The 12069-nt window shown below is 52.7% G+C and carries 12 protein-coding genes; 4 read left to right on the top strand and 8 right to left on the bottom strand.

Annotated elements, in window-relative coordinates; all coding sequences use genetic code 11:
* Positions 1–212: 212 nt before the first annotated feature.
* The 3 genes from def to B5F75_RS05725 are packed head-to-tail and all read right to left on the bottom strand — an operon-like array spanning position 213 to position 3277.
* Positions 213–737, bottom strand: coding sequence for a peptide deformylase (gene def / locus B5F75_RS05715; RefSeq protein WP_087288872.1), 525 nt, complete (start codon positions 735–737; stop codon positions 213–215).
* Positions 738–769: 32 nt separating this feature from the next.
* A complete protein-coding gene (locus B5F75_RS05720; protein ID WP_087288874.1) occupies positions 770–2797 on the bottom strand; it encodes an APC family permease in 2028 nt (675 codons plus the stop codon).
* A 6-nt stretch (positions 2798–2803) separates the two neighbouring features.
* A complete protein-coding gene (locus B5F75_RS05725; protein ID WP_087288876.1) occupies positions 2804–3277 on the bottom strand; it encodes a PTS sugar transporter subunit IIA in 474 nt (157 codons plus the stop codon).
* Positions 3278–3371: 94 nt separating this feature from the next.
* Between B5F75_RS05725 and B5F75_RS05730 the strand changes: the two genes are divergently transcribed.
* The 3 genes from B5F75_RS05730 to B5F75_RS05740 all read left to right on the top strand — a co-directional run bounded on the left by B5F75_RS05730 (position 3372) and on the right by B5F75_RS05740 (position 6155).
* Positions 3372–4862, top strand: coding sequence for a TM0106 family RecB-like putative nuclease (locus B5F75_RS05730; protein WP_087288878.1), 1491 nt, complete (start codon positions 3372–3374; stop codon positions 4860–4862).
* On the top strand, positions 4859–5656 hold the full coding sequence (locus tag B5F75_RS05735) for an inositol monophosphatase family protein (RefSeq protein WP_087288880.1): 798 nt from the start codon (positions 4859–4861) through the stop codon (positions 5654–5656). The genes B5F75_RS05730 and B5F75_RS05735 overlap by 4 nt, the downstream gene beginning before the upstream one ends.
* An 88-nt stretch (positions 5657–5744) precedes the next feature.
* The gene (locus B5F75_RS05740; RefSeq protein WP_087288882.1) at positions 5745–6155 is read left to right on the top strand and encodes a hypothetical protein; all 411 of its coding nucleotides are present in this window, start codon (positions 5745–5747) and stop codon (positions 6153–6155) included.
* A 63-nt stretch (positions 6156–6218) separates the two neighbouring features.
* On the opposite strand, the gene B5F75_RS05745 is transcribed toward B5F75_RS05740, so the two are convergent.
* From B5F75_RS05745 to rlmN, 5 genes are read right to left on the bottom strand one after another with little or no spacing between them, the layout of a single operon-like run.
* Complete coding sequence (locus B5F75_RS05745) at positions 6219–6725, bottom strand: hypothetical protein (protein WP_087288884.1); 507 nt, start codon at positions 6723–6725, stop codon at positions 6219–6221.
* Between the two features lie 10 nt (positions 6726–6735).
* Positions 6736–7071: a DMT family transporter gene (locus tag B5F75_RS05750; protein WP_087288886.1), complete on the bottom strand. Its 336-nt coding sequence runs from the start codon at positions 7069–7071 to the stop codon at positions 6736–6738.
* Between the two features lies 1 nt (position 7072).
* Entirely contained in the window at positions 7073–8983 is a 1911-nt protein-coding gene (queC, locus tag B5F75_RS05755) for a 7-cyano-7-deazaguanine synthase QueC (RefSeq protein WP_087288888.1), read from the bottom strand.
* Positions 8964–9401: a hypothetical protein gene (locus B5F75_RS05760; protein WP_087288890.1), complete on the bottom strand. Its 438-nt coding sequence runs from the start codon at positions 9399–9401 to the stop codon at positions 8964–8966. Before B5F75_RS05760 ends, queC begins: the two co-directional genes overlap by 20 nt.
* Positions 9402–9409: 8 nt before the next feature.
* Positions 9410–10432 carry a dual-specificity RNA methyltransferase RlmN gene (gene rlmN / locus B5F75_RS05765; RefSeq protein WP_158093793.1) on the bottom strand — a complete coding sequence of 341 codons (1023 nt, stop codon included), beginning with the start codon at positions 10430–10432 and terminating at the stop codon, positions 9410–9412.
* Positions 10433–10556: 124 nt separating this feature from the next.
* On the opposite strand from rlmN, the gene B5F75_RS05770 reads away from it, so the two are divergent.
* Positions 10557–12044: a phosphohexomutase domain-containing protein gene (locus B5F75_RS05770; RefSeq protein WP_087288894.1), complete on the top strand. Its 1488-nt coding sequence runs from the start codon at positions 10557–10559 to the stop codon at positions 12042–12044.
* The last annotated feature ends 25 nt before the right edge of the window (positions 12045–12069 follow it).

Consider the following 12069-nt stretch of genomic DNA (forward strand, 5'->3'; position numbering starts at 1 on the left):
AAATGGATTTTAATTCAGGCCGTTATATATCCGCACAATTGCAAGCAAGCACGCAAGAGCTCTTTTTGCTCTTGTTCTGTTTGCTTACACGCTTGACGGATAAAATAATTGCCATAGGACAAGTATAGAAAAAAATCCCCCGCCATGCAACGCTTTGGCAAAACAAAACCCCGGAACCTGTTCGTTCCGGGGTTTTAAAAATCGTAAATTTGTTAATCCCAATTTTTGCGCAGTTTTTTGATGGCCTTTTTGACTTCCGGCTTAAGCGCGGGATCCACCAAATCAATAAACAGCTTCCCGTCCAAGTGATCCACTTCGTGCTGGAACGCTTTTGCCAGCAGGCCGCGGGCCCGCTTGACTTGTTCCTGGCCGTGTTCGTCGGTATATTTAATGGTTACGTCCGTAGCGCGTTTGACTTCGGCCCACAAACCGGGCAGCGACAGGCAGCCTTCTTCTTCCAGCTTTTCCCCGCGCATGGAAAGGATTTCCGGATTAATGATGACGTAACGCGTGAGCGGGGCATTTTCTTCGGCCGACTGCGGAATTAAAATCACGGCCATGCGGTACTCCAGCCCGATTTGATTTGCCGCCAGCCCCACGCCGCGCACCGCCAGGCAGGTTTCTTCCATATCCTTAAGCAGTTTGGGCAGCAGCGGCTCCAGCGTTTTAAAATCAACGGGTTTTAGTTTTTGGCGCAAGATGTTTTCGCCGTATTTCGTAACACGAAGAATAGCCATATTTTTATTTTACCATATTACAAGCCCGCCGGTTAGCGGGTAAAACGGTAGGAGACTTCTCTGCCTTCCCATAAAATGCGCAGGGTAACGGGGTGTTTTAACTCGTGGTCTTTTACGGCGCCCCACGTCATTACCGCCCGTTCAATTTGCGGGTTGGCGCCGTGCCGGCCGGACACGCCCATCACCACCTCTTCCGCGTCCGCCACTGCGGCGGCTTGGGCAATGGCGTAGTAGGCGTCGTTGGAATGAACCAGCACCGGCGTAACGGGCAGGCCGTATTTTTCCGCCAGAAAAATGACGGCCGTGAACACTTCCTGCTCATCCACCGCGGCCGAACGCATATCCTGGCGGTAGAGCACGTTTTCCACCGGTTTGCAGTACAGCACAATCACGTCCGTATCCTCCGCATTGGCTTTGCTGAGGACTTCTTCCAAATGGTACAGGTTTTCCGGGTTTTTGACCGCCACCAAAATCCGGTGCGGGTGGTCTAATTCCGAAAAGGCTTCTTTTAAATCGTCCACCGTTTGGGCATTGATGCGCTCGCGATAGCCTTCTTCAAACATCGTGTTGGCCCGTTTGGCGTTTAGCCGCTCCGAAAGCGAAAACACCGCAAACAAAAACGCCGTAAACCCCAACCCCGCCACCGTGGCCACTTGCTTGGTAAACAGGTTGACGCACGCTACCGACACCAAAAATCCGCACAGCAAAATCAGCCCCACGGGGATATAATAATTTTCGTACTTAATGTTCAGCGGGAACATAAAATCGCGCTTTTGGGCGGCTCTTTTCCAGCGCAGGCGGATAATGGCGGAAACTTCAAACACGAAGCACCACATCACCCCAAAGGCATACGCTTCCCCCAGCAGGTACACATTGCCGCGGGAAACCAAAATCACCGCCAGCTGCACGACGGCAATCACGTGGATAATATGGTAAGAAGTACCGTAGCGGCGGTGGATTTTGCGGAACCAATCGGTTAAAATACCGTCTTCCGCAATGCGGTTCATCAGCGAATTGGAGCCGATCAGCGAGGTGTTTACCGCGCCCGAAAGCATCGCCACGCCGCACACCACAATCATGGCCTGCATCAACAGCTTTAAGATATTGGGCCCGGCCATGCTCATGGCCAGCCCGGCCAGCAGGTTGTCGTAGTATTTGGTGGCCACCAGTTCCGGCGGGATAATCACGGCGGACAAAAACGTCAGCCCGCCCGTAAACAACAGCGCAAAGCCAAAAATCAGCCACGCGGCTTTTTTCAAATTTTGGGCTTTGGGGTATTCAATTTCCCGGTATACCTGCGAGAGCGTCTCAATCCCCGAAAGTGCCAGCACGCTGTGCCCGAAGGCCATCAGCATGCCCACCAGACCAATGGTTTGCATCCAGTCTATGCCGCCCGCCCAGCCCAGCGCCTCTTGGGAGAAGGCCAGCTGCGTTGGCGGCAGATGCGCCCCGTGCAGGGCCATGGTAATAAACGACCAAATGGCCAGCAAAAAACAAACCGCCAGCGAAAACGCAATAATTTTGGCGCTTTTGGAGCTGGATTCTTCAATCCCTTTCACATTCTGCCGCCAAAAATACCCCGTTACCAACAGCCCGAAAAGCACCGAAATCACATTCTCGGGCAGTTCTATCGCGGCGCCGCCCCATTCCAAAAACGAATTGAACAGCCCGCACAGGTAGTGCCCGGCGGTAACCGCACTGATGGGGCCCGTTAAAATAAAATCAAAAATCAAGGCGGAAGCCGCCAGCTTGGCCGCCGTATCCCCCATGCCTTCCCGCACGATTTTATAGGCGCCCCCGCGCACAAACAGCGAGCACGCTTCCAGCTCCAGCATCAGCAATAAGCCGGAGAACAGCATCACCGCCAAAATATACCACGGAAACGCCGGCCCGAAGGCGCGCATGGCAATGCCGCCGGCGTAGAACGCGCTGGAGCCAAAGTCGCACAGCACCACCGCCGCCGCTTTCCAGAAGGGAATAAAGGTAAGCATGGCCGTAGTCAGCACGACCACTTTTTTTACGCGGGAAGCTCCGGCCGAAGAGGAAGAAGGCTGTTTCATACTACACTACCGCGCCAAGCGCAGGGCCACTTCTTCTGCGTTGGAAAGCGAAGCCAGTTCTTCAATAAATTCCGGTTTAAATTTTTCGGCCAGGGCGGAAAGAATTTGCAAATGCTTTTGGAAAAAAGCCGGTTTGGCCGGAGACAGAAATAAAAACATCACCCGAATGGGCAGTTCGTTGCCGGAAGTTTCGCGCAAGGGCTTGCGCAGGACGGCTACCGCCGCGGCAAAATCCGTTAGTTCTTCCAGCCGCGCATGCGGAATGGAAAGACCGGTATCCAGCGTGGTGCTGATTCCTTCTTCCCGTTTGAGTACCTGGGCCGCCACATCCGCCGGATCCAACTGCTTATAATCCCGGCAAACGACCTGTACAAGCGCCGAAATCAGTTCTTTTTTGCTTGGGTAATCCTCCGCCAACAACACGCGGGCGGGGGTAATCAAACTGCCCAAGCTTATTTTACTTTGTTCGTTTGTTGACATACTCTTAAGTTTTTATGGTAGCAAATAACCCCCCGCACTGGCAAGCCGCCAAAGAACTTTTATTCTCCCTCTAAAAAAGATAAAATACCTTATAATGACAGACAACGAACTACAGGATTTATTCCAATTTCTTTCCGCAGGGCGTACCCCCGGCAAACAAGATTTTAACGCCTCTAAAATGTTCTCCCTGCTGGAAGACCCGTTTAGCATTTGGTGTTCCTTTCACGCCCCAAAAGAAGAGGCCGTGCCCGAACCCAACCGCTATGAAAGCTTAAAAATCCGCACCGACCGCAACGCCCGCGACCAGTGGATTAAAGCGGAGTTCCCGGGCGTGGTGTTTGTGTCGGGCGAAGATGAAACCGCCCGCTTTAAAAACACGTTGTCTGCCATGGCCCGCGGCGAAAGCGCCATCGCAAACGCCCTGCTGTGGAACCTGCCGGAAAACACCTACGGCAGCCTGAACCTGCTCGTCCGTTCCGACGCAGCCCCCAGCCTGTTCGGGCCGTACCATTATCATATTTTCCAATTTAAACGCGCACACGACTTAAAAGAGCATTATGCCCTGCAAGTCAGCCTGCTGAACCATATGTTGGGCAAAACCCAGCGCTATACCCCGGCCCAGATGCGCGTATTTCTAAAAGACCGCACGCTGGACGTAACGTACCAAGACCATCAGGAACGCTTGGAACGGGAGCTGGCTTTTTGGCGCAGCATCCGCGACGGTTTGGCCAAGCCCGAAGCGCACAAGCCGCCCAAGGCCGCCAGCGCCCCGTGGCGCGTATACGCCAATAAAGTGGTGGCGCAAAGCAAGGATTTGCTGATGCTGCCCGGCTTAAACACCGAAATGCGCCAATGCCTGAAAATAAACGGCATCTTTAATACCGACGACGTGGCCCGCGCCGGCCTGGAAAAACTGCGCGGCATTTTGGAAGAACCCCACGCCACCGATTCCTATTACAACGCGCTGGCCTACCTGCACCACAAACCCGTTTTACGCGAGGAAGGGCACTTCCCGCCGCCGGCCAAAAAATACAATTTGTATTTTGACTTTGAAGCCACCGAAACGTTTACCAAAGACAATGTTTCGTTCGTTTACCTCATTGGTATTTGGGACAAAGAGGCGGACAAATATGTCAGCTTTGTGGCCAAAACCCCGGAAGAAGAAATTAAAATTTTTGAACAATTTTACGATTACGTCCGCGATTTTTCCGACACCGCCCTGTACCACTGGACGGAATACGAAGTAAAAAAGATGAAAAATCTGGCGGCCAAAAACCCGCAGGACGCCGAGAAACTAAAAGCGCTGTGCAATATCTGCTTTGATTTAAAGGTGGCGGTAAACAAACAGTTTTACCTGCCGGCGCCCAGTTTTTCGCTCAAAGCCGCCGCCCCCGCCTTTGGTTTTAACTGGCGGCAGGACGACTGCGGCGCCATGGACAGCATGGTCTATTTTACCAACTGGCTGAAAACCGGCAACGACGAACTGCTTAAAAAAGTGCTGATGTATAACGAGGACGACTGCAAAGCCATGCTGGATTTGGAAAACAAATTAAAAGCGGCAGACGTGCTTCATTTTAAAAAATGAAAAAAGAATTTTCCGTTTTAAAACAATGCCTGCAAGCGGCGGCCCGCGCGGTGCGCAGCCGGTTTGGAAAAGTAGGCTACGAACTAAAAGGCAAAGCCAACTTGGTGACCACGGCCGACGTGGCCAGCCAAAAAACAATTCTTTCCATCCTGCGCAAGAATTTTCCCGACCACGACTACCTGGCCGAAGAAAACGGCGTTAAAAACACCGGGTCGGATTACGTATGGGTCATTGACCCCATCGACGGCACCACCAATTTTGCACACACTTTTCCCCAGTGCGGGGTGTCCATTGCCCTGTTTTATAAAAATGAACCCGTATTGGGCGGCGTTACCAACCCGGCCACCGGGGAAATGTTTTTGGCTCAAAAAGGAAAAGGCGCCACGTTAAACGGTAAAAGAATTCACGTTTCCAAAACGCCTCGGCTGGATCAATCGCTGCTGGTTACCGGATTTCCCTACAACCGCTTTACGCGTATGCCGCAGCTATTGCGGCGGTTTGAAAAATTTCTAAATTCCTGCCACGATGTGCGCCGTTTGGGATCGGCCGCGCTGGACTTGTGCTGGCTGGCCGCCGGCAGAACCGACGGATACTGGGAAGACAACCTCAACCCCTGGGACGTGGCCGCCGGCGTGCTGATTTTGCAGGAAGCGGGCGGAAAAGTAACGGATTTTAACGGACGGAAATATAAAAAAATCCCCGATTACGGCCCCACCCTGCTGGCCAGCAACGGCAAAATACACGCTCAAATGCTCCAAATTATCCGCCAAACGGATATGGCTTCCCTCTCCTAAAACCCGCGACGTCAGTTTTTTACACGAAACCCCTGTCGGTTGTGATATAATGCTAGTAGGGGCTGTTGAGCGGCCCCAAGGGGTTTGAATGGCTATAAGTGTGGTAAAACAATACAGCGTGTTCCTGATTAATGAACCGGGAGCGCTGAAAAACTTTGCCGAGTTGTTCGTGCGGGAGAATGTGGACGTAATTGCCATTTCTCAGGACGTACGCTACGACGCGGCGGTCGTCCGGCTGGCCATTAAATACGAACAGGAAATCAGCCACGCGCTGACCAAGGCCGGCTTTACCAGCGTGAAGACGGATGCCATCTGTTTGGACGCTCCCAACCGGGTGGGGCTTATCCGCGATATCGGCTCGGTGTTATCCAACAACGGAATCAACATTACCACGATTTACGGTACGGCCGGAGCCGGGACGGATTCCCGCTGGATTATTGTGGTAAACGACATTACAAAAGCGTTAAACGCGCTGGAAGCTTCCGGCTTGTTTAACTGATATTTTAATAAGCACATAAAAAACCCCGCGGATTCGTCCGCGGGGTTTTTTACAAAAAAGCGTTTAGCGCAACGCCTTTTCCGCCTTTTTCATTTGTTTCTTCCATTTCTTCTGGGCGGCTTTATGTTTGCGTTCGGCTTCGCCGGAAAGCAACTCCTCCACCCGGCGGGCTTTTATTTGGTCTATATTTTGCTCGTCCTGCTGGATCTTCTTTTCCCAATTATTCAAGTTTTCCCGTTCCGCCGCAATGCGCGCTTTTACATAGGCAAAGCCCGCGTCCACGCTTTGGGAAACCACCTGCGAAAGCTGTTCTTTCAGGGCCGGTTTTTGCTCGTCGGAAGCTTTGCGGTATTGTTTCACGAGTTTTTTAATTAATTTGCGGCGCTGTTCAAAGGCTTTTTTCTCTTCGGCGGGCGTCTGCTTGGGGGCGGAAGATTTTTTAATCACGGTTTCTACGCCGGGTCTGTTTTTATCTTCTTTCCGATCCGCCGCTTTGCCCGTCTCGGCCTGTGCCGCACAAAACAGGGAAGCGCCTGCCAATAATCCCAAAACCAAAATAGTTTTTCTCATATATTCTCCTTTAATGGGCAACCGTTTTGGAAAACAAATACATTACAGCCACCCCAACGACAATAAGACTGATGCCCAGCACGGCGGCGAAATCCGGCCGTTCTTTAAATACGGCCATTCCCACCAGTACCGTCAGCACCGTTCCGGCACCCGCCCAAATGGCGTAGGCCACGCCCAAAGACATCCCCTTTAGCGTCAGCCCCAACAGCCAAAACGACCCGGCATACGCCGCCGCCGTCAGTACCGCCCACGCGGGCACGGTAAACCCGCGCGACGCTTTCAGCGCGCTGGTGCCGGCGATTTCACACGCAATGGCACCCGCCAAAAAGAGGTAATACTTCCACATATCAGTCCAGCGACGTATCGTGCACGCCGGCTTCTTCAAATCCTTTGGCGCGCAGCTTGCAGGAGTCGCAATGACCGCACGGCTTTTTGCCGCCTGCATAGCAGCTCCACGTCAGCTCAAAGGGCACTTTCAAATTGGCCGCCAGCTTGACGATCTGCGCCTTGGAAAGCCGCATCAGCGGCGCCAGCACTTCAATTCCTTCGCTGACCCCGGTTTTTGTTCCGCGGTTGAGCGCTTCGGCCGCCGCTTTAAAGAAAGCGGGCGTACAATCCGGATATCCGGAAAAATCCACCGCGTTCGGCCCGGCGATAATAGCGTCGGCTCCTACGGCATCCAACAAAGACCCCGCAATCGCCAAAAACATTAAGTTGCGCCCCGGCACATAGGTGGAGGGAATCCCCTCTTTCGGAATATCTTCCACCGCAATATCCGGCAGCTGTTTGTTCTTGTCTACCAGCGAACAGCAGGAAAGCCACGGCAAATCAAGCGTAATTAAATGATGCTTGATCCCCAATTTGCGTGCAATGGCTTGGGCCGACTGTACTTCCCGTTCGTGACGCTGGCCGTAAGAAACCGTCAGCGCTTCACATTCATACCCGTGCGCCAAGGCCCAATACAAACAGGTCGTGGAATCCAACCCGCCGGAAAACAGGACAATGGCTTTTTTGCGCTTTTTGTTGGACAGCCCGGCCGCAGCTTCCCGCGAGAACGTTACTTCTCCGGCCGGCACCGCCGCTTGCACGGGGGACGGCTGAGGCGCGGCCTCCTGTTCGGGTGCGGCGGGCGCTTCCGGCTCCGCCGGCCGGGCAGGATGATTTTCCTGCGGGGCAGGAGCCCGTTCGCTCTTTTTAAGTACCCGATCCAGCGGATCTTCAAACTGGTTCTGGGGGGCCGTCTTCGGGCTCTCCGCTTGTTTTTGCGCCATGCCCAAATCTCCTTCCAACTCGGCTTTTTCCTCTTTAACGGCTTTTAAGATGCCGCTGAAAAAACCTTTCAGCCGCGTGGTAGCCTGCTGAGCGGCCGCCTGCAAATTTTTCTCGGCTGTTTTTACTTCTTTGCGCAAGGTATTTTCCGCCGCGGGAGTCTGCAGCGTGTCCGCCGCGGGAGTGCTCTCTTGCACGGGGGCCGGCTGTTGCGGCACGGTCGCCGGAGCGGGCGTTTCTTCGGCAGGAGCTGCCGCCTGCGGGGCCGGTTCGGGCGCGGCGGACGACGGCTGTTTTCCCATCCATTCTTGGGGGGCCGGCTGGCCAAACACGTGGCACACGCCGTATCCGTCCGGCGCAAAACTGACTTGGGGCACCACGGCAATGCCGTTTACCTTAAAGGCCGTTTTAAGATCTTTTTCCGCCGTTTTGGAACCGCTGTGCAAAAATTCGCCAAAACGCATCGTGTTGTTAAACTCCACAATGGCGTCCTGCGGGTTGCCGATTCCTTGGATATAGTCCTTTAACGCCGACACGCACAGGCCGTCTTCCACGTCATCGGCCATATCAAACAGCGATCCGGACACCAGCAAAATATCTTTAGGCTGAGCCGCCAGCGCTTCCGCCAGCGCATAGAAATTGCAAAAACCGCCCATCAGCACCAGCGAAGCCTGTTTTAAATGTTCCAGCGCTTTCGTACCGGCGGACGTAAGCACCAAGGCCGGTTTGCGGGCATTGGATTTAGCCGCCAAAGAAGGCGAATTATTTTCGTGGGGAAGTGCAAAATCCACATCGCTGTAGACTTCAAAATCCCCATGCGCCTGCACAAAAGCCGCCGCCTGGGCGGCATCGCCAAACGCCAAAACATCTTTTTTGCCGCGTTTTAATAACGCGCAAACCGTCGTGGAGGCACAAAGCACATCCACCACCACGGCAACATCCGTCCATTGTTCACACTCTTCAATGGTTCTAGCTATCAGAACGTTCATTTAAAATCCCCAATACTTTAAAATCTTCAATGGCTTTTTGATCTTCTTCCGTCAGCTGGTCTACATACTTAATGGCATAAATAATCAGCGTCACGCGCGGGTCGGTAGCGCCGTCTTCGGCGCTGTTATACTGGCCGATCAGCATTGCGTCGGCCCCTTTAGAGGCCACAAAGCGGCGTCCTTTTTCCACGCCCATTTTCAGCACGTCGCGATCCGGCTTTAAATTTTTAATGCGCAGCAACCCCAAATTGCCATACGGGCGGGTAATTTCCCCTTTGCTGCCCAAAATTTCCACCTTCTTGGCTTTCGTGGGCGGAAAATCCGGCCCGATAGCAATCCAATCCAAATTGTTTTGCTCCAAGGTGGCGCAACCGCCCAACAGCAAAAGCGCAGCCGCAATCCCTTTTAATTTTTTCATAGTTCCTCCTATTTCTTTTGCGATGCCAACTGCCCGCAAGCAGCCAAAATATCGTTGCCCATACTTTTGCGGATGGTCACGCCGATGCCCATCGCTTTAAGCCCGGCGGCAAAATCTTTTACCACGCGCTCGTCGGTTTTTTCGCCGCGGCCCAAGTTGCACGCAATCAAATTCACGTGCAGCAGGTAATTGTCTTTAATGCTGTAAATCCAGTCCGCCAGTTTGCGGATGTGTTCCGGGCGGCTGTTTACGTTTTCAATTACCGAGTATTCCAAAAATACCTGGCGGCCCGTCATGGCGATGTATTCTTCCAACGCTTTTTTTAAATCGTCCAAATCGTAGCGGCGGTTGACGGGCATCAGCTGGCTGCGTTCGGCGTTGTCTGCATTGTGCAGCGAAACGGCCAAATTGGCCTGCGGCAAATCCACCGCCAGTTTATGCAGTTTGTCGGCTATGCCCGAAGTGGAAATGGAAATATGCCGCGCGCCGATATTTAAATAGTCCGGCTTGGACAAATCCTTGGCCGCTTTAACGACATTAAGATAATTCAACAGCGGCTCCCCCATCCCCATAAACACCACGCTGGAAATGCGCTCGCCCAGTTTTTCCCGGCGTACGTACTGGTACCACATCAACACTTGGTCGGTAATTTCTTCTTCGGTCAAATCGCGCTTAAAGCCCATTTTGCCCGTACTGCAAAACGAACAGCGCAGCGCGCACCCCACTTGGCTGGACACGCACACGCTCCAGCTGTCCTGCGGTTTTAAAAGCACGGTTTCAATGCGAAAGCCGTCTTTTAACGTCAAAAGCGCCTTGGCCACTTTGTCGTGTTTGGAGCAGGTAATGTCGGTTACCTCAAAACTAAGCAACGGGAAATCTTTTTTTAATTCTTCCCGCAGCTGGGCCGGCAGGCTGGTGGCTTCGTCCCACGAAGAAATGCCCTTCTTGAAAATAGCTTCCTGCACCTGGGCAATGCGAAAGTTGGGCAGGCCCGCTTTTTTAATATATTGTTTAACCGATTCAAAATTCATACCAAATATCCTTGCAAATAGTTGTATATATTTTATCATTTTACAAGCCGTTCTCTATTCTTTATTATATACGGCTCCCTGCGGGCGTGAAAAAACGGGTTTTTTTTAGTATAATACCAGCACGATGAGTGAAGATATCAAGTTTAGCACCGCCGGCTTTCGGGCCGTTACCGCAGACGGGCTTACCGCCCAGTCCGTACAACGTTTGGCATACGGGATTTCCGAACATATTTTGGAACATCCCTTTTACGGTTTTGAAGGTGAAGGATACCGCAAACACTGCGCGGCGCAAGGCAAAAAACCCAAAAAGCCCCTCGTTTTGGTGGGGTATGATACCCGTTTTTTCTCCAAACAATTTGCCTATATTGCCGCCAATGCGCTGGTGCAAAGCGGCATTACCGTAAAAGTGGCCGAACTCCCCCTTCCGACCCCCGTGGCGGAATGGGCCGTACTCAACGAATGCGCCGTGGGAGCCATTGTGGTCACCGGCAGCGAAGCGGAGTACTACGTCAACGGCGTAAAATGGATTTCTTACTACGGAGGAATTGCCAACAACGAAATCGTGCAGGATATTGAAAAACGCATTCCTTCCCCCAGCGCACAAATTTTAAAGGCGTCTTCTACGGAGTTTGGCTACCTCAACGCCGCGGCCATTGTTACCAAGGATTTGCGCAAGAGCTACCTGGCCCGCTTGGAAAAAATGATCGACGTCAAAGCGCTCAAAAAATCCAAGCTTAAAATCGCCGTGGATCCGTTGTTTGGCACGGCCAAGCACTATTTCCGCGATTTTCTGGAAAAATACGGCGTAACGGTGGAAGGCATCCACGAAGGGGACGACGTCCTTTTCGGCGGGCACACGCCTAACGCCGGCCCGGTGAGTCTGACGGATTTAAAGAAGCTGGTTACGTCCAAAAAAATGCACCTGGGCATTGCCTGCAACCCGGACTGCGATAAATTCGGCATTATTGACGCCGACGGCAACTGGGTATCCCCCAACGAAATCGCCCCGATGATTTTAGAGCACATGGTGCGCAACAAAAAATTAAAAGGCCGCGTCTGCCGCAGCGTCATTACGTCTAACCTGATAGACCAGGTGGCCAAAATGCACGGCCTGATGCTGCGCGAAACGCCGGTCGGGTTTAAATACATCACCGAGCTCATGACGACGGGGCAGTATATTATGGGCATGGAAGAATCGGGCGGCATTGCCGTAGCCAGCCATATCCCGGACAAGGACGGCCTGCTGGCATGTCTGCTGGTGGTAGATATGCTGGCGGTGGAAGGCAAATCCTTCAAACAGCTTAAAAAGGATTTCTACAAAAAATACAAACAATTATTTGATCAAAAAGTCAGTATTCCCAAAACGGAAACGGAAATCAACCGTATTATGGAACGGCTGGATATCCGCCCGCCGCTTTCCATCAACAAAACGTCCGTGTGGCGCATTGACTCTACGGACGGGTTTAAGTTTATCTTAAAAGGCGGCAGCTGGCTGGCCATTCGCCCGTCCAGCACCGAACGGCTGATCCGTATGTATGCGGAAGCGCAGGATGAAAAACTGCCGGCCGCTCTGATAAAAGAAGGCAAAAAAATTATAGACAGTATCGTCTAAACTGCGGCCGCCAAGCGGCCGGAGG

This window comes from Elusimicrobium sp. An273, from assembly GCF_002159705.1.
In the GTDB taxonomy this organism is placed as follows: domain Bacteria; phylum Elusimicrobiota; class Elusimicrobia; order Elusimicrobiales; family Elusimicrobiaceae; genus Avelusimicrobium; species Avelusimicrobium gallicola.

Excerpts from the sequence above, each read along its gene's own strand:
- def (WP_087288872.1), bottom strand. The coding sequence starts at position 737 with ATGGCTATTCTTCGTGTTACGAAATACGGCGAAAACATCTTGCGCCAA.
- B5F75_RS05720 (WP_087288874.1), bottom strand. The coding sequence starts at position 2,797 with ATGAAACAGCCTTCTTCCTCTTCGGCCGGAGCTTCCCGCGTAAAAAAA.
- B5F75_RS05725 (WP_087288876.1), bottom strand. The coding sequence starts at position 3,277 with ATGTCAACAAACGAACAAAGTAAAATAAGCTTGGGCAGTTTGATTACC.
- B5F75_RS05730 (WP_087288878.1), top strand. The coding sequence starts at position 3,372 with ATGACAGACAACGAACTACAGGATTTATTCCAATTTCTTTCCGCAGGG.
- B5F75_RS05735 (WP_087288880.1), top strand. The coding sequence starts at position 4,859 with ATGAAAAAAGAATTTTCCGTTTTAAAACAATGCCTGCAAGCGGCGGCC.
- B5F75_RS05740 (WP_087288882.1), top strand. The coding sequence starts at position 5,745 with ATGGCTATAAGTGTGGTAAAACAATACAGCGTGTTCCTGATTAATGAA.
- B5F75_RS05745 (WP_087288884.1), bottom strand. The coding sequence starts at position 6,725 with ATGAGAAAAACTATTTTGGTTTTGGGATTATTGGCAGGCGCTTCCCTG.
- B5F75_RS05750 (WP_087288886.1), bottom strand. The coding sequence starts at position 7,071 with ATGTGGAAGTATTACCTCTTTTTGGCGGGTGCCATTGCGTGTGAAATC.
- queC (WP_087288888.1), bottom strand. The coding sequence starts at position 8,983 with ATGAACGTTCTGATAGCTAGAACCATTGAAGAGTGTGAACAATGGACG.
- B5F75_RS05760 (WP_087288890.1), bottom strand. The coding sequence starts at position 9,401 with ATGAAAAAATTAAAAGGGATTGCGGCTGCGCTTTTGCTGTTGGGCGGT.
- rlmN (WP_158093793.1), bottom strand. The coding sequence starts at position 10,432 with ATGAATTTTGAATCGGTTAAACAATATATTAAAAAAGCGGGCCTGCCC.
- B5F75_RS05770 (WP_087288894.1), top strand. The coding sequence starts at position 10,557 with ATGAGTGAAGATATCAAGTTTAGCACCGCCGGCTTTCGGGCCGTTACC.